The organism is Paenibacillus sp. FSL H7-0737 (assembly GCF_000758545.1).
GTDB lineage: Bacteria > Bacillota > Bacilli > Paenibacillales > Paenibacillaceae > Paenibacillus_AQ.
On record NZ_CP009279.1, the window covers coordinates 3,185,933 to 3,203,534 of the forward strand.

A 17,602-nucleotide genomic window follows, 5' to 3' on the forward strand; every position below is an offset into this window, starting at 1 on the left:
TATATAAAGAATACTATGCGTTGAGTCAATGTGATCAAGCTAGTGATCTAAGCTTAAAAAGTGGTCAATTTATCGGAGGTAATAACAGTGAGTCGCAGTAAGTTACAGGATAGAATCAGATTAGCTAATGTCGAGACTAAGCACGCAGAACAATTTAATAATCTATTACGTTATGTATTTCAAGTGACCAATCGTGATCTGCAAATCTTTGGCTGGGAGAATCGTGAAATCACTCAGGCTAAGTTGCCAGTTCTTAAGTATGCTGATGTTGTAGGTTGGTTTGATGGAGACAAGCTCATCTCTCAGTTAGCCGTATACCCATTTCAGGTTAATATTTTTGGGCATATCTATGAGATGGGTGGATTAACGGGTGTTGGAACCTATCCCGAATATGCCAATTTAGGTTTAATGAATAAACTGATGCTTCATGCTTTAACTAAAATGCGGGATCGTAAACAATCGATATCTTATCTTTATCCGTATTCAATCCCTTATTATAGAAGAAAAGGCTGGGAAATCATCACTGATAAGATCTCATTTGAAGTGCCGGATACACAGTTGCCAAAAATGAGAAATGTCCCAGGAAATGTGGAACGTGTATCCATTGAACATCCAGATATCAAAGTGATTTATGATCAGTTTGCCGTGCAGCATCATGGGGCGATGATTCGTAATGAGTTAGCTTGGGAAGAATATTTGCGGTGGGATTTAGATGATATGACGGTAGGTATTTATTACAATAACAACGATGAACCCATGGGGTACTTGTTGTATTGGGTCGCCGAAGAAATATTTTATATCAAAGAGATGGTATACATTGTTGAAGAGGCTCGAACGGGCTTGTGGAATTTTATTAGTGCGCACTTTTCAATGATTAAGCTGGTTAAAGGGGATATTTATAAAGGAGAACCGTTGTCATTCATATTAGATGATGGGGATATCAAGGAAACGATCGCTCCATACTTTATGGCACGGATTGTAGATGTCCGTTTATTTATCGAACAGTATCCTTTTAAACGGCAGGACAAAGACTGTGAGCTCATTTTCAACTTAAGCGATCCGATGCTGGAATGGAATCGAGGGACATTTTCACTAACTGTAGATAAAGAAGGGAAGGGGACCCTGCGAGAAGGGGGATTAAATCCTTCACTTACGATTGATATTCCTACCTTAACAACCCTGTTAATGGGCTATAAGCGGCCAACCTACCTGGCTCGCATCGGACGTATTCAGACGGATGAAGCCACGATTCATTTGCTGGAAGGACTGATTAGACCAGAGCATCCTTATTTCTCTGATTATTTTTAAAATATGTGAACCTTTGAAGCATACTCTAATGAGTGTGCTTTTTTGCTCTTTTTATAGTAGAATAGTCTCTCAGCAACACAATATGATATGAGGTGTAAGAATGGCAATTAATTTTACTAAACCAATGATCACTAAATTACAACAAGAAATTACCGAGCTCGAAAACAAAATCAAGAGCACACAGAACAAAAAAGAAAAATCTAAATTTAAAATTAATCAATTAGAACAGGATATGAAATTTAGCAAGTCTCACACAGATTTGAGCAGTAAAATGTCGCGAATCAAAAAGCTGAATGATGAGATAAAAACCTTAAATCGTATGCAAGCTGATCTGTCAAAAGAATTAACCGCAAAGAAAAACTCGCTAAAGAAACTCCAAGTGAACGAAACCGCACCTGTTACGAATGATCCTGCAAAAGGATAAATTGATTATAGTTTATAGCATAAACGCTTACCGTCCTAATAAGGACGCCGAAGGCGTTTATGCTTGTTTTATCGGCTCATCCGTTTCTCCTCGTAGCAATGAAATCTCATGCTTATAGGGCGGGTTGACATATTTCTTTTCACCGATGGAGGGGGTCTCCAGGAGCTTGGGAATGGTTGTTAGCTGTGGATGGTGGACTACATATCGAAGCGCCTGAAGGCCGATATATCCATGTCCGATATTTTCGTGCCTGTCTTTTCGCGAGCCGATGATATTCTTTGAATCATTTACGTGAATGACTTTTAGGCGTTCTATTCCAATTATGCGATCAAATTGATCCAATATGCCATCAAAATCTTCCTTCACATTATAACCAGCATCGTGGATATGGCAAGTGTCCAGACAAATAGACAGGCGCTCGTTATTAGTAACTCCATCAATGATCGCTGCTAATTCCTCAAATGTAATTCCGCATTCACTACCTTTTCCCGCCATGGTCTCTAATGAAACCTGAACATTTCGTTTATCGGACAGCACTTCGTTCAAGCCTTCTACAATTCGAGAAATTCCGGCCTGTGGACCCGCACCCACATGGGAACCGGGATGCAGGACAATTTGTGTAGAGCCTAAAGCTTCCGTTCTAATAATCTCTGATTGAAGAAACTCAATACTATGTTCAAAGACCTGAGCGGATAGCGTATTCCCTAAGTTAACAATAAATGGAGCATGTACAACGATATTTGAAATGCCATTATCTCTCATGTGAGCTTGTCCAGCTTCAATATTCAAAGCTTCAATGGGCTTACGGCGAGTATTATGAGGAGCTCCGGTATATATTAGGAAGGTGGTCGCTCCATAAGATGCTGCCTCTTCACTAGCTCGAAAGAGCATTTTTGGTCCAGTCATGGATACATGTGACCCAAGGAGTAAAGTCATCTGGTGTAACACTTCCTTTCTTCAGAGAAGAGATCAGTATTTAGTCACTATAGGCCTATTAATATTTGTAAATCGACCTATTTGTATGTATTCAAGCTTAGGTATAGGTTGTCTCGTCCGAATATCTCCTAGGAGAGACAACCTTATCAACCCAAAATGATCGCTATTCAGTGGCGGTAATCGTCTCGCCTTGGATTGGATTCAATCCGTTCTCCCACCTAACAGGGATTGAACGAGAGTTGAACAAATCTACTCCGTCAGAAATCTGGAAATGCAAATGGGGCTCACTAGAGTTGCCTGAGTTACCTGTCAGTCCAATGACATCGCCTTTTTTAACTATATCGCCCGCCTTAACTGTAATCGAGCCTTTCTTTAGATGAGCTAGATGGCTGTATTCACCACCGTGGTCGATGATCACGTTATTGCCGGTTGCCTGGTTTGGATTCATGACACCGACAGGTTCATTATCTTTAATATCATTCACAACCGATACGATTGTACCATCCGCAGGGGCGAGAATTTTTTCGCCAAAGGCATAATAGCTTTTGTTTTTTAGCGGATCCCCTTTATAAGAATAGTTATTCTTGGCTTTGATGAAATCATAAGCGTATCGCTGGATCTCTACTTCATAATGATAATTTACGAGAATATTCTTTCCGCCCCAAAATACAAACCAGTCACCTTCGAAAGGCAACGCGTATTCCTGCTTGCTAAGTTTCGAGTCGGTTTCAGGGGAGGATGTCAGTTCTTGAATCTGGATTAATGAAATGGTTCCATCCGGATCAAACATTCCGATAAGCCCTTTATTACCTGCATCACTCACCCAAGTACGTCGATCAAATCCATTAAGCTGCATATCAGAAGCTTTATTCAGTGTCTGGATATCCTTTGTGAATTCCTTAGCGGTCTCAGCTAATTCAGCTTCACTAACCTCATCTTTCAAAGGCTGACTAAAGTGGGCGTACATTTCTTTATAGTTCCCTTTAAGCAGAAAATTTGGCAGATCATCAGGCAGGAACATTGTTTCGTTTGATTCTACAGCTGAACTGGATGTTTGCTCCACTTTCGCATTATTGTTCATATCCGTTTTTCCTCCTCCACAAGCTGTTAATAGCAAGGCAAGTGATCCTATTGCCAAAACTGTTTTTGCTGACATTCCCGGTATGCTGATTATTTTTTTAGAGCTTTTTTTCAAGAATATCGCCTCCCATTAGTCAAATTATAGCAAATGAGTCTTAGCTCTTCTGAAACACAGCATTAATACGATCTTAACTTTTGGTGTAGTAGACGAATACGAATTAAGCTTCTGTTAAGGTAAGTGCGATTGATAGCGTCAAGAATCATGCTATGATGATAAAAACAAGGGCTATTTGGAAAGGGAATTTCACAATGAATGAAGCATCGATTTTACTTGTAGATGATGAACAATCGCTTTTGGAGATTATGGAGACTGTATTACGCAAAGAGGGTTATTTAAATATTGATACTGCGGTGACGGGTGAAGAAGCGATAAGCGCCTGCGAAGCCAAAAAATATGATTTGATTGTATTGGATGTGATGTTGCCAGGGCGCAGTGGAATTGAAATCTGTCCTTTTATCCGGCAGACGACGGACGCACCTATCCTGTTTCTTACGGCTCGAACCTCTGATTTTGATAAGCTGACCGGATTTGCTATAGGTGGAGATGATTATATCACTAAACCCTTTAATCCACTTGAAGTTGTCGCTCGAATAAGAGCGCAGTTGCGGCGGTACTTAAGTTCACCTGCTCCATCAGATACTGATAAGATCACAGCGACAGTTCACAGCAAATCTGCGAACGTTTACGATTACGGGAGATTTAAACTGGATGAGACGGCAGGGGAGCTGCTGGTTGAGGGTGAGTCGGTCTCTTGTCCGGCACTTGTATTCCAATTGCTGCTGTTCTTATGTAAACATCCCAATCAAATATTCAGCAAAAGTGAATTATATGAAAAGGTTTGGGGTGAAGAAGCCTTAAGTGATGATAATACGGTCATGGTGCATATTCACCGTATAAGAGAGCGTATAGAAGCAGACCCATCCGATCCGAAGTTTATTGTTAATGTTAGAGGTCTTGGGTACAAACTGGTTAAAGTAGAACGTCAAGAGTTGTCTGCGCCATGAATATTAAGCGCCGGTTAACGTTAAAGTTTGTTCTTCAGCTCGCAATTACGGGCATGGTAGTACTCGCTATTTCTGCCATAACATTTACTTGGATTTTGCTGCGGTTTCTTGATATTAGTCTCTCGCGTGATTTTGCCAATGTGGGTCTTGAACAATTGGTAGAATCTTCTAAGATTGATAAGGATGGCATACATTTTTCTCCGAGTTTACTGGAGCAAGTGAAGAAAAATAATGGCTGGCTACAAAGTCTAAATGAAGATGGGCAAGTTGAGAGTGCCTATAATACACCTAAAGATGTACCCATTCAATATGGCCCTGGCGAAGTAGTTGCTTATTGGACGGGCACTCAGCCGTTTCCTTATAATCTGGCACTATGGATTCAAGAAAAGGATGGTAAACAGCTCGCACTGGTGTATGGTGCGCCTAATGTATTAGGTCCACTATTAAAGAAAGTGAGTGAGGGGACATTCGCTGCTGCGAAAGGGGAGCCAGTACTTCCTGATGAACTTGAAAAAGAAATTAAATCGGCCCAAGCTTTTGTTCAACTTATAGATTCATCAGGCAATGAAGTGGTTTCTTATAATAGACCTAATGTGATACCCACTCAGTACTCCGTTCAAGAGCTTGCACTTCGCACCCTGTACAGTGAACGATATGGGTACCATGTTCTTTCTTCTTTTGATAAGGACTCAGGTCGTACTTGGATCGTGGGAGAACCCAATATCAAAGGGACAGATCCAGGCAAAAAAATGTGGGTACCAGAAGAAGTTAAAGTCGTGATCATCGGTTCATTTGCCATGCTTATCGCATTATTGATCGCGTTTGTGTTGCTTTCCTTATGGCAAGCACATCGTTTTGGTGCGCCAATGCTGCATATGCTCGTATGGCTCGATTCCATCGGAAATGCCATTTATACAGAGCCAACGGATCGTAAAGGACTTCGTCGCAGTCGAACACCCGCCTTAAAATGGAGGAGAAGGTACCGTGTTTTTGCTGATGTGATGGTTTCAATTGAGAAATTATCGGCAACCTTGAAGAGAGATCAAGTCATGCGGGAGGAGACGGAGAGCTTACGCGAGGAATGGATCGCTGGTGTTACTCATGATTTGAAAACCCCATTATCCTCAATCACAGGATATGCTCATTTACTGGCAGAACCAAAATACGATTGGTCGAAAGAGGAAGTCCGTAAGTTTACAACGACTATGCTAGATAAATCGGCCCATATGGACATGCTGATCAGTGATCTTGCAATGACCTATCGTCTAAAGTCAGGAATTAAACCACCTGAGACGATGGAAGTTGAATTGAACACTTGGCTGCAACAAGCTCTCGAACAAGCTGCTGCCAATCCTGCCTACGGGAAGCAGCGAATAGTATTTCTACCTGCACAAACCGAAGTTAGAGCTCAATTGTATACGCCATGGCTAGAGAGGGTTGTCAACAATTTAACTGCGAATGCGCTGCTCCACAACCCACCGGATACGAAGTTGACCGTTTCGCTTATTCATAAAGAAAGGGAGACCGGATTTATCATTCAATTTGCTGATGACGGCGATGGAATGGATGAAGAAACAATGATTCGGCTATTTGAACGATATTATCGAGGAACGGATACAGCGTCTACCTCCAACGGTTCTGGGCTCGGTATGGCGATTTCTAAAGGTCTGATCGAATGTATGGGTGGCCAGATTACTGTAGAAAGTCACATAGGTAAGGGAACGGTTATTAAATTAATATGGAGCTGATATATTCATTCGAGCCCTCGCTGTATTCCAACCGGATACCGCGAGGGTTGTTTGTATTTATTAGGTTGAGTAAAGGCTATAAAAATAAAGGAGTTGACATCTTTTTTGAATGTAACTACAATAGTTACAGGTAAACAATTATTAAGAGGATAAAATTTATCATAATTTGAGGAGGATTTTAAAATGAAAATAGCAATAACAGGAGCAACAGGTCAATTCGGATCATTAGTGATAGAGTCTCTACTTAAAACTGTACCCGCAGGGGACCTTGTAGTTAGTGTCCGGAATCCAGATAAAGCAAGTAATCTTAAAGCGCGTGGTGTGGAAGTCCGTCATGGTGACTTTGATAAGCCGGAAACATTGGATGTTGCGTTTGCCAGTGTGGATCGACTGCTAATTGTATCTTCAGATGGAGATAACGAGACTCGGATTCGCCAACATAAGGCAGCTATTGATGCAGCCGCTAAAGCTGGTGTTGGATTCATTGCCTATACAAGTGTAGGACATGCAGAGAAGAGTGAGCTGTTCCTTGCTGAAGTACACCGTGTAACCGAGGAAGCCATTCGAGCTACCGGAATTCCTTACAGTTTCCTTCGCAACAACTGGTACATGGAGAACGAGGTTGGGTCTATCCAAGGCGCCGTAGCAGGTGCCCCATGGGTAACTTCTGCTGGTAGTGGTAAAGTTGGCTGGGCAGCACGAGGAGATTATGCAGAAGCTGCTGCTAATGTTCTAGCTGGGGAAGGACATGAGAATTCTGTCTATGAATTGTCTGGCAAGCCTTTAACACAAGAAGAATTGACTGGAATTATAAGTGGCGTAATTGGTAAAGAAATTAAAGTGCTGCAAGTTGACGACGAAGCTTATGCGAAAATCATGGCTGAGGTTGGTGTACCAGAAGCTGCTCTGCCATTCGTTGTTGCGATTCAACGTGGTATTCGCGAAGGATGGCTGGATATTGAAAGTGGCGATCTAGAGAAAGTACTGAATCGTCCAGTCACTCCGTTAGCGGATGTTATCAGTGATCTTGTAAATAGTCTGCAAGCTTAAATAATATATCAAGATTCAAGGCTTCTTCTCGGTGAATAACCAGAAGGGGTCTTTTTTTGTGCATCTTTAACATCAATGATAAGGTTTCGTGAAGTAATAATAATGATATAATAGGAAACATATGTGAACTATTGGTGTAATGAAAATGATTGAATCGAAGAGAAGGGGATGAATATCAATGAGGACAAAAATTTGGATGGCTTCTGGTGCAGTAGTTGTAGTTGCTTTAGGGGCTGTTTTATTTGTGGGGGGGAACGATAAAAAATCACCCGCAGCAACCGATACATCTAACGTTAAACAATTAGTGCAGGAATATAGTTCAAGCAGCATGAAAGACCTCTCTGCTTCCATCACTTCAGAGCAGCTTATTGTGACCGACAGCAACAATCAATCAACCAAATATGACTTACCCAAAGATGAGTTTTTTGTTTCCATCGCACCATATGTTAAGAATACACACCCGTGTGCAACACATAGCTTGACCGGATGCCAAGGGGAATTAACAGAACAAGAGTTTAATGTATATGTCGAGGACACTGCGGGCAACGTGATTGTGGATCAAACTATGAAGTCCCAATCTAACGGATTCATTGATCTTTGGTTACCTCGCGATAAGAAATATAATGTAACGATTGAACAGGATGGTGTAAAAGCGAAAGCCGCACTTTCCACTTTTAAGAGTGATAATACATGTGTAACGACCATGCAATTAGTAGAGAGTATCTAAACACCAGAGACAGCGAAGTCACTACTTCCTCTGAAAATTCCATATCGGACCTGCCATTTAATTTATGGGAGGTTTTTTTATGTATCTGTAAGAATAAGAAGGTTCTAAGGTAAAGTTTAATTATAGTTATTTTCCACCTCCTGGAAATGATATAATCTGATGGATATCAAGTGTCGACCTTTTATAGGGAGTGTTCTTTGAAGAAGGGTATCGTCGAAAAACTCACGGGTGATTCTCTATGATAAACTTTAGTTGGTACTTCATTTTTGAGAGGAGATAGAGGAATGGATAAAGATCTGATCATCGGGGATGTTTTGCAGGAGTTAGCTGGTACGCGTCGTATGCTGGAGAAGCTGACGCAGGAACATATGACATGGAAACCACACGAAAAGTCAATGAGTCTCGGTGGGCTATCCACACATCTCGTCAATCTGTTAAACTGGCAATCAGCTATTCTGCTTCACTCGGAGTTTGATTTGGCATCTGTGCCATATCGTCGAGAAGCGCTGGAGAGCCCCGCCGCGGTTCTTCAAGAGTTCGATATGAGCGCTCGCAAGATTGAAGAATTAATTTCTCAAAGCAATGTGGAGACGCTTGGTGCGGAGTGGACACTGCGTAATGGCACAGCGGTGATCCGCCGTCAGACACGGGCAGTAGCGCTTCGTACCATCGGATTAAATCATATGATTCACCACCGGGCACAGCTTGGGGTATACTTTCGCCTTCTTAATATACCAGTGCCGGGCTTGTATGGTCCCTCGGCAGATGAATTAGCGAACGCCTAATAAATGAATTTCTTAATGAGTTAAGGATCGGAAAGTTGAAAAAAACAAATCGGCATGATAACATGGATACAAATTGATGATCGGAGTTGAAAAGTATAGTGTAGTAATTATTCTTGCGACACATGATGAATAAAACAACAAAAACGGTTTATTTCGTTTGTTTTATTTTTTGTATGCAAGAAAGTTACTACTTCTTTTCACTCGAACAATATATCCTTATCTAACTCCATTTGGGGCTAGATTTGCTGTATTTATTTGAGTCACAAGAAAGTAACTTTCTTGTGGCTTTTATTTTTTTCATACAGGAGGATACTTATATGTCATTAATAAATGTTACAAATCTAACCTTTGCCTATGAAGGCAGTTACGATAACATCTTTGAGAATGTAAACTTTCAAATCGATACTGATTGGAAATTAGGCTTTACCGGAAGAAACGGTAGAGGAAAGACCACCTTTCTGAGTTTATTGCTTGGAAAATATGAATACAGCGGAAATATTTCTGCCCATGTCACTTTTGAATATTTTCCTTTTCAGGTGGATAACAAGGCGCTTAATACCATTGATGTGATCAGCGGGATTTTTCCGGATTATATTCATTGGAAATTAATGCGTGAACTTTCATTATTAAAGGTTTCTGAAGATGTGTTATATCGGCCCTTTGACTCATTGTCTAACGGAGAGCAGACGAAAGTGCTGTTAGCCACTCTCTTCATTAAGGAAAATAGCTTCCTATTGATCGATGAACCTACCAATCATTTAGACATGACGGCAAGAAAGCTGGTCAGTGATTATCTCAATACGAAAAGTGGATATATTCTGGTCTCTCATGACAGATCTTTTCTTGATAATTGTGTAGACCATATTTTGTCTATAAATAAGACGAATATAGAAATTCAAAAAGGAAATTTTTCAAGCTGGTGGGAGAACAAAGTCAGACAAGATAACTTTGAGCTGGCAGAGGACGAGAAACTCAGAAGAGATATTAAACGCTTATCTGCTTCTTCTAAACGGACAGGCAACTGGTCACATGAAGTGGAAAAAACAAAAAACGGAACGAGAAATTCCGGCTCAAAGGTCGATAAAGGCTACATTGGACACAAGGCCGCTAAAATGATGAAACGCTCTAAAGCCATTGAGCAAAGACAAAATTCTGCGATCAACGAAAAGTCTAAGCTTCTTAAAAACATCGAAAATTCTGAGAATCTAGAGATTACACAGCTTGACTATCACAAACGTCAACTTGCTGAGCTAGACAATATTTCGATTTTTTACGGTGAAAAAAAGGTATGTTCTGACGTAAGCTTCACTATCGAGCAGGGTGAGCGTATTGCTCTGGCGGGTAAAAACGGCTCAGGTAAATCAAGTATCATCAAATTGATGTGTGGTGAGGATATAGATTTCACAGGCACTCTCACAAAGGATAATCAGCTTATCATTTCCTACGTATCCCAAGACACTTCAAATCTTCAGGGGAATCTAACGGATTATGCCAGAGACAACGGAATCGATGAAAGTCTGTTTAAATCTATTCTACGAAAGCTTGATTTTTCTAGAATCCAATTTGATAAAGACATATCCACTTACAGTGGTGGTCAAAAGAAAAAAGTACTGATTGCCAAAAGTCTTAGTGAGAAAGCTCATTTGTACATTTGGGATGAACCGCTTAATTTTATTGATGTCATTTCACGTATGCAAATTGAAGAGCTGTTGCTTGAATACACGCCAACTCTTGTTTTTGTGGAGCATGATCGGGAATTTTGCAACAATGTTGCTACGAAGATCGTTGAACTTTAATTAAAATGAAGAAATGGGGGAAGTCGACAGAGTTTATCTGTCGGCTTTTTTGTATTATTTTACAAACGCTGCACATTTGAAAAAGCAATTTAATATCCCCCTATAAAAGTTATGGATTACCTCCGTGCAATCCTAACTCGTGTCGAGTACTATGAAATTAAAGACTATAATCTCCAAAAGAAACAGTTGTACATCCAAGTGAATCAGGAGGGAGATCAGATGCTTAGTGTACTTATAGTGGATGATGAATATGAGATTCGTGAAGGATTGCGAAATCGCTTTCATTGGGAGGATTACAATATTACAGAGGTTCTTGTTGCGGATGATGGTGATGTGGCCTTACGTACGGCACTTGAGATCAGGCCCGCTCTGATTATTACAGATATCAAGATGAACCGCATGTCTGGTCTTGAATTCCTTAGCGCCTTATCTGCCGAAGAGGACTATAAGCCTGAGAAGATTATTGTAAGTGGTTATGATGATTTTGAACTGGTCAAGCAGGCCATGAAAATAGGGGTATGCGATTATATTTTGAAACCAATTAATTTGGATGAACTGGGTAAAATGGTGGATAAATCGATAGAAAACATTAATAAAAAGAAGATGGATCATCGTAACCGGCAGATGCTTAAGAATCAGGCGGTCTTCGCCATCTCCAAAATGCGTGAGGAATTATTAAAGGAAATGATTGAGCAGGTTTATGATCCTAATCTTGAAATGCGTAGATACCACCGTCTTCAAACATTGGAGCTTGAATGGATGTTGAAGGAGCCTACGATGTTGATTGTCGTTGAGGCTGATAATTTAAAAGCGATAGAGAATAAGAATCCGCATGAGAAGGAACTGATTCTATTCGGGATTAGTAATGTGTTACATCAGACGCTTGAAGAGGAATACGCCCACCCTTCTGCTCTCTATAAGGACCGTTATAACCGCTGGATTATCGTGCTGGGAAGCCTTTCGCATGAGCAGACGGATATCGCACAGGGCATGGCACAGCTCTTCATTCAAAGAATCAATGATTTTGTCAAAATCACTGCTAGTGCAGGAATGCTGACTAAACCAGGGAATACAAGAAACTTGCACCATATGTATATTGAGGCAGTGAGTGTAATGGAGCAAAAGGCGGTTTATGGGGGCAACAGATTATTCACTGAGCAAGGGCTATTTTACGACGGGGAGAGTGATAACTTGTCACTTCAGAACCCGGAAGAAATGCTTGATTTAGTTCGATATGGTTCGGATGAAGATATAACAAGAGCGATGGATACCTTTATCGAGATGATACAGTCTTGGCAGCTTACACAACTTAGAGATATCCAGCAGAAAATTTTTGAATGGCTGTTCGAAGTGTTCCGGCGAGGAGCGGAGGGAACCGTCCTTAAGAGTTGGAAAAATAATCCGATCGCAGTTTGGGAGCTGTTGGAGCAATACGATACACTGCAGGCGCTTCGTGAACAAACAGAGGTTTTTCTGCATGAGATTGCTGCCGACTTTCGAAAGCTTTCGCATACACCTAGCCAAATTGTTAGCGAAGCTGAGAAGATCTTACACCGTGATTATGCTGAAAGCCTAACGCTGCAAATTGTAGCTTCTGCGGTTCACGTAACTCCGGTTTGGCTTAGTAAGTTATTTAAGAAAGAACTGCATATGACCTTTCTTGAATACTTAACAGATATTCGCATTAAAAAGGCAAAAGAAATGCTATACGATGTGCAGTTTAAAATTTATCAAATCTCCTATCAGGTCGGCTACAAAGACCCGGTGCATTTCTCAAAGCTATTCAAGAAACAGGTAGGCTGCACCCCTAAGGATTTCAGAAGACAGCTTGGAATTGCTGAAGAATAAAGAATCCAGGTTGCTCAGGTTCGGAAGAACCTGGCACCCTGGATCTATGCAAGTATTTATAGTGGCGTGATTCCTATAGTTACAATCCCAGCCTTACATACAGGAATCGGCTGTGTCTGAACCTCGGAGGTCATTTCTTCCATGATATTACTGTGGTATAGCAGGGAGTTTTCGCTGGTATTAATACTCAGATTAGAAGGCGTGTAAGCAAGATTGTACCAGCGTGCCATTAAATCTCCATTATCTTCATTGATTTTTAAACTGGAAAAAGCCATTTCTTTACCATCCCATGCCAGAAAACTGTGCACAGGAGGAAGTGTTCCTTCATGAATACCGGTCTGAGCAGTGGTGACAGGAACAGCATAACGATAGGCTTCACGGTAGGCCGCGAAGCGGTTGTCACATCCGCCATGTGGGATAAGGCTCCACTCTGCTACATTAACGCCAAGGCACTGAGCATCAGGGGTATGAAAGACGCCCCAGTCGCCAAGTTCTCCTATGGAACGAAGGAGTGTTAGGGCGATTGTACCTTCATCATCCTGCAACACCTCGTACTCATTAAGACCTTTACCGGCTGCGGTCAAGCCGCGACCATCGGCATGTACATCCACGAACGCCTGCATATGCTGACAGTTGCTTGGGTTCTCCCATTCCGGTGCAGGTATGGTTTCGCGCTCAGCGACTTCAAAGACGGAATCTGCGTAATGAAGCGCCGTCTTAATGCCAGTTGGCAGCAGAACACGTAGACGGTGATCCTTGGCGGTGTTGTCGATTCGAGTATTAACTTGCAATGCATGGCTTTCACGCTCCAGACTGATTCGAGTCACAATATTTAGAGGGACAAGCTGCTGTGACCGGACCGACTTTCGCTTACGGAACTCAACCATGGTTTCTACTTCCTGCTGTAACTGTTCATCTGCTGAGGCTGGAACTTCTAAGGTGTGTCTGATTTCAAAAGCAGCTCTGTAAGGGGTATTCTCCGTTAGGTGAATCTCAGCAGGGATACCGCGTGTAGTTATGGCTACATCACCTTCGGGTTGTTTGAAAATGTATTCATTACCTATGTCACCGACATCCTCGTATACACCAAGACCGCTGTACAGCTCATCGCTGCTTTTGTCGAACATAGAAAAGCTGCCGTCTTGTGCCACTATGACTCGAATAAATTCATTCTCCATAGTGAAGTCATCGGTAATCAGTGTGTCACTTGAAGATTTCGATATCGCTGTGTCCATTGCGGGAATCCAAGCAAAAGTTGCCAGTCCTAGGGCAGGAAGCGATTTTGCCTCAAAGGTTAGCCGTAATGCATGCGCCATATATGGCTGTCTAAATCTATCGTTTGGCAGCTCGTAACCGAAGCGTACCCCCAGATCTTCAACAGTGCAGTCTAATCGATCACCTTGGGAATTGACCAGGTAGCCCTCGCCATGCGTTCTGTCAGAGACTTGCTTGAACACGGCACTTGGGTCTTCACTTTGAATGAAGAAACGATGAGACCACTCAATTTCACAGGTCACAACGCTGCTGCTAGAATAGCCGCTAGTATTATAAACTACGAACGCAGTAGCGTCTTTTCCAAATTGTGCGAAGATAGAGGTATCGACCTTAGCACTAATGAATCTGGCGCTGTCAGTTATGAGGGCTGATCCGACCTCCATGCTTTTTGCAAACCGAGTCTTCATCTCATGGTAGACTTCATCTACACTGCAACCGCAAATACTGTCATGCGGATGGTTCTGCATAAGCGTCTTCCAGGCATATTGCATTAGACCGTGCGGATAAGCTTTGCCTAATCCATGTGCAATAGCGGCTAGCGGTTCAGCTATTTTTTCTAGAAGAGTCTGGTTCTGTTGATTGAGCTGCTTGATGTATACCCTCGCTGAAGCAGTATTTACTAGTGAGTACCAGCCGTCTGTATGTTGCCCGCGCAGCTCCCCTGTAGTAAGGGTTAGGTCATCGGGAAGCTCATTTTTAACGGCTTTTACATAATCATCATAGTTAGAATGAATGAAATCACAGTCTGGATATAATTCACGCGCAACACGTAAAGCTTCAGAAAGATCGGTTTGGATGGGCTGGTGATCACATCCATTCATAAGCAGTAAATGTCGGGTGGAAGCATATTGTCTGGTACGTGCAAGGCGATGGACCCAGTAGCTTTTAGCAGTATCAGGATCAACAGGAATTTCCATGCCATTGTTGTACCAATTCGCAAAGAGAATACCGAGCACTTTGGAGCCGTCAGGAGATTGCCAGATCAGCTCAGAGTAAGGAGATTCCTGATCAGAGGCATCTACCACGCGATTGTTGAACCCAGTAGCTTTCACACCCCTGCCGAAAATGGCTGTATCGATTCCAGCTTGCTGAAGAATCTGTGCAGCTTGGCCCATATTGCCAAAAGAATCCGGGAAATAGCCGATCTTAGAGATGGGACCGAATGTCCTTGCATCACGATGTCCGATTTGCAGATTGCGAACATTAGCTTCACCGCTTGTCAGAAATTCGTCTTGAAGAATATACCACGGCCCAAGAGAGAGCTTGCCAGCATCGCATAATCTCTGGATGATTTCACGCTTCTCAGGATAAACCTGCAAATAATCTTCCACTACTATGGTTTGTCCATCTAGATAAAAGCTCTTAAAATCCGGGTCGGATTCAAACGTCTCAATCAAAGAATTTATAGTTTCGATAAGCTTAACGTGATGGGCTTCATAGGGCATATACCATTCTCTATCCCAGTGAGTATGAGAGATGACATGTACAACGGTTTTACTAGCTCCAGTCAATACGATTCCTCTTTTCCATAAGATGATGAATGCTACAGCCTAATTATATAAAATGCATTTTTTGCCACAATGAGTGGATCGCAAATTATTGCGGGGATTATTGTCGACATGTAAGGATTGGGGGGATTGTTATGAATCGTTTCACTCTGCGTCTGGGCGCATCGTTAAGGAACCGTATCATATTGGTATTTTTTATGATTATTATTGTGCCTTTTCTCATCTTTGCTTACTTTGCGCATATTAAGTCTATTGAAGGCATCACGAATACGAACACTAAGATCTCACTGAGCTACCTTCAGCAAGCAGCTAAAAATTTTGAGATTTATCTTAATACACTTAATGATCAGGTCAACACTCTTATCGGCAATAAACGTGTGCAAGATCTACTGATTGATCCGCCCGCCAATCCTGTTGAAGAAGAGGATTTTACTGTAAATCTACTTACAGTGCTCTATCAGGCCACTCCACAAATCGATGCTTTCCGAGTGCGAGTATATCCAATAAATCCTTCGCTGTATCCTTCTTATATGAATACATTGGGAGAAGCGGTGAATATAACTTCAGAGGAATGGTTTACGCGGTCACAAGGGACTGTAGGTCCAATGTGGGAGTTATTTATGCCACAGCAAGGCAAATATGGACGCCCTCTGCTAGGATATATTAAGCGTTTCTCAGGACTCTATGACCGTAAGCCCCGAGGTATGGTCGTTACAGAAGTTTCAGAGGATCATTTGAAGCGTTACTTCTCACCCACTGAGCAATTGAAGAATCAGAAGCTGCTACTCATGAATCGTGACGGTACTATTTATTATGACTCATCATCTAATGAATGGGCTGGTACACGATTTCCTTCGAATTCGTTCATTACCCATCTTCAAAAAAATCCGGCGGGTTCACAAACGATCAAGATTGATGGACACAAATATCTTACTACTTATGTCAGCTTAGACAGTGAGCCTTGGGCGATTGTCAGTCTGACGTTATTGAAGGAACTGACTGGAACAAGTGATGAAATGACACGTCTGCTAATCATCTTTCTGTTTATTTATCTCGTCTGCTGCTTTGCCGTTGTTTTTTACATTACGGTGTATTTCACCCAGCCTATCGCACGTCTGGTAAGGCTTATGCGGAGAATGGAGGAGGGCAATTTCCAGACAGAAGCGTTAACTTCGCCAAGAACAGATGAAGTAGGCTGGTTGTATCGAGGCGTCGGAAGTCTTGTCCAGCGGATTGACGTTTTGATCCAGGAAGCTTGGCGTTCCGAGCGGAAGAAGAAGGCTCTGGAGTTTCAGGTGCTCAGCCACCAGATCAACCCACATTTTCTCTATAATACGCTTGAATCTATTCGGTGGAAGGCAGAAAACCATGGCCGCAGCGACATTAGTGAAATGGTATCTGCACTGGGAAATCTACTTCGGCTCAGTCTGAATCAAGGGAAGGAGATCACCACGCTGCGGCGTGAGATTGAGCAAGTTAAAGCTTATGTGCTGATCGAACAGGCCCGAATGGGCAAAACAATCCGGATTTTATATTCCATAGATGAAGATTTGCTGGATTTTCCATTCCTTCGCCTGCTGCTACAACCTCTAGTAGAAAATGCAATCCAACATAGTGTACGGACTGACTTCGAGAAGGGGAAGATCATTGTGTCTGCGAGACGTGAAAAGGAAGATATGATCATCGAGATTGCGGATAATGGAAAAGGCATTCCACAAAGTATCATTGACGAGCTGGATTATGAAGATCCTGAGGAGGAAATGTATACAACTACTCGGAGAGGTGTGGGCTTGCGCAATGTGAACGACCGTCTGAAGCTGTATTTTGGCTCTGACTATAAGCTACAGATTCAGATCGGAGCACAAGGAGGGACCCGTATTTTATTGCGACACCCTATGAAGGTAGACGAAGAATTGTCCAAAACAGGTGAGGCCCATTAATGGCCTGACTCAATCAAATCGTTAAAAGTCTTATAAAGTAGCGATTCTCGCATCTAAGAGAATCGCTACTTTTATTTTTACACAGGAAATTGGATATCTCGTGGATCAGGAT

Annotated in this window: 13 protein-coding genes; 10 read left to right on the top strand and 3 right to left on the bottom strand. The window is 42.0% G+C overall.

Features of this window, described 5'->3' with window-relative positions; genetic code table 11:
- The first annotated feature begins 87 nt into the window (after nucleotides 1-87).
- The gene (locus H70737_RS13910; protein WP_042188097.1) at nucleotides 88-1,308 is read left to right on the top strand and encodes a GNAT family N-acetyltransferase; all 1,221 of its coding nucleotides are present in this window, start codon (nucleotides 88-90) and stop codon (nucleotides 1,306-1,308) included.
- A 100-nt stretch (nucleotides 1,309-1,408) separates the two neighbouring features.
- Entirely contained in the window at nucleotides 1,409-1,732 is a 324-nt protein-coding gene (locus H70737_RS13915) for a coiled-coil domain-containing protein (RefSeq protein ID WP_042188099.1), read from the top strand.
- A gap of 57 nt (nucleotides 1,733-1,789) precedes the next feature.
- Here the strand turns inward: H70737_RS13915 and H70737_RS13920 are convergent, their stop codons facing one another.
- Nucleotides 1,790-2,668 (bottom strand): deoxyribonuclease IV, encoded by an 879-nt coding sequence (locus H70737_RS13920; RefSeq protein ID WP_042188101.1) that lies wholly within the window; start codon nucleotides 2,666-2,668, stop codon nucleotides 1,790-1,792.
- Nucleotides 2,669-2,831: 163 nt separating this feature from the next.
- The gene (locus tag H70737_RS13925; RefSeq protein WP_231573449.1) at nucleotides 2,832-3,863 is read right to left on the bottom strand and encodes a M23 family metallopeptidase; all 1,032 of its coding nucleotides are present in this window, start codon (nucleotides 3,861-3,863) and stop codon (nucleotides 2,832-2,834) included.
- 194 nt (nucleotides 3,864-4,057) lie between these two features.
- Here H70737_RS13925 and H70737_RS13930 point away from each other — a divergent pair, with 194 nt between their 5' ends.
- From H70737_RS13930 to H70737_RS13960, 7 genes are all read left to right on the top strand, one after another.
- Nucleotides 4,058-4,813 carry a response regulator transcription factor gene (locus H70737_RS13930; RefSeq protein ID WP_042188104.1) on the top strand — a complete coding sequence of 252 codons (756 nt, stop codon included), beginning with the start codon at nucleotides 4,058-4,060 and terminating at the stop codon, nucleotides 4,811-4,813.
- Nucleotides 4,810-6,561 carry a sensor histidine kinase gene (locus tag H70737_RS13935; protein ID WP_042188106.1) on the top strand — a complete coding sequence of 584 codons (1,752 nt, stop codon included), beginning with the start codon at nucleotides 4,810-4,812 and terminating at the stop codon, nucleotides 6,559-6,561. The genes H70737_RS13930 and H70737_RS13935 overlap by 4 nt, the downstream gene beginning before the upstream one ends.
- Nucleotides 6,562-6,744: 183 nt before the next feature.
- Complete coding sequence (locus H70737_RS13940) at nucleotides 6,745-7,611, top strand: SDR family oxidoreductase (protein WP_042188109.1); 867 nt, start codon at nucleotides 6,745-6,747, stop codon at nucleotides 7,609-7,611.
- A gap of 178 nt (nucleotides 7,612-7,789) precedes the next feature.
- Nucleotides 7,790-8,338, top strand: a complete 549-nt coding sequence (locus tag H70737_RS13945) for a CueP family metal-binding protein (RefSeq protein WP_042188111.1) — start codon at nucleotides 7,790-7,792, stop codon at nucleotides 8,336-8,338.
- A 284-nt stretch (nucleotides 8,339-8,622) separates the two neighbouring features.
- Nucleotides 8,623-9,123, top strand: a complete 501-nt coding sequence (locus H70737_RS13950; RefSeq protein ID WP_042188113.1) for a DinB family protein — start codon at nucleotides 8,623-8,625, stop codon at nucleotides 9,121-9,123.
- A 317-nt stretch (nucleotides 9,124-9,440) separates the two neighbouring features.
- Complete coding sequence (locus tag H70737_RS13955) at nucleotides 9,441-10,919, top strand: Lsa family ABC-F type ribosomal protection protein (protein WP_042188115.1); 1,479 nt, start codon at nucleotides 9,441-9,443, stop codon at nucleotides 10,917-10,919.
- Between the two features lie 219 nt (nucleotides 10,920-11,138).
- Nucleotides 11,139-12,767, top strand: a complete 1,629-nt coding sequence (locus H70737_RS13960; RefSeq protein ID WP_042188117.1) for a response regulator transcription factor — start codon at nucleotides 11,139-11,141, stop codon at nucleotides 12,765-12,767.
- Nucleotides 12,768-12,823: 56 nt separating this feature from the next.
- Here the strand turns inward: H70737_RS13960 and H70737_RS13965 are convergent, their stop codons facing one another.
- Nucleotides 12,824-15,553 (bottom strand): alpha-mannosidase, encoded by a 2,730-nt coding sequence (locus tag H70737_RS13965; protein WP_231573450.1) that lies wholly within the window; start codon nucleotides 15,551-15,553, stop codon nucleotides 12,824-12,826.
- A 131-nt stretch (nucleotides 15,554-15,684) separates the two neighbouring features.
- Here H70737_RS13965 and H70737_RS13970 point away from each other — a divergent pair, with 131 nt between their 5' ends.
- Nucleotides 15,685-17,490 (top strand): cache domain-containing sensor histidine kinase, encoded by a 1,806-nt coding sequence (locus H70737_RS13970; protein ID WP_042188119.1) that lies wholly within the window; start codon nucleotides 15,685-15,687, stop codon nucleotides 17,488-17,490.
- Nucleotides 17,491-17,602 lie beyond the last annotated feature (112 nt).

Excerpts from the sequence above, each read along its gene's own strand:
- H70737_RS13915 (WP_042188099.1), top strand. The coding sequence starts at position 1,409 with ATGGCAATTAATTTTACTAAACCAATGATCACTAAATTACAACAAGAA.
- H70737_RS13920 (WP_042188101.1), bottom strand. The coding sequence starts at position 2,668 with ATGACTTTACTCCTTGGGTCACATGTATCCATGACTGGACCAAAAATG.
- H70737_RS13930 (WP_042188104.1), top strand. The coding sequence starts at position 4,058 with ATGAATGAAGCATCGATTTTACTTGTAGATGATGAACAATCGCTTTTG.
- H70737_RS13935 (WP_042188106.1), top strand. The coding sequence starts at position 4,810 with ATGAATATTAAGCGCCGGTTAACGTTAAAGTTTGTTCTTCAGCTCGCA.
- H70737_RS13940 (WP_042188109.1), top strand. The coding sequence starts at position 6,745 with ATGAAAATAGCAATAACAGGAGCAACAGGTCAATTCGGATCATTAGTG.
- H70737_RS13945 (WP_042188111.1), top strand. The coding sequence starts at position 7,790 with ATGAGGACAAAAATTTGGATGGCTTCTGGTGCAGTAGTTGTAGTTGCT.
- H70737_RS13950 (WP_042188113.1), top strand. The coding sequence starts at position 8,623 with ATGGATAAAGATCTGATCATCGGGGATGTTTTGCAGGAGTTAGCTGGT.
- H70737_RS13955 (WP_042188115.1), top strand. The coding sequence starts at position 9,441 with ATGTCATTAATAAATGTTACAAATCTAACCTTTGCCTATGAAGGCAGT.
- H70737_RS13960 (WP_042188117.1), top strand. The coding sequence starts at position 11,139 with ATGCTTAGTGTACTTATAGTGGATGATGAATATGAGATTCGTGAAGGA.
- H70737_RS13970 (WP_042188119.1), top strand. The coding sequence starts at position 15,685 with ATGAATCGTTTCACTCTGCGTCTGGGCGCATCGTTAAGGAACCGTATC.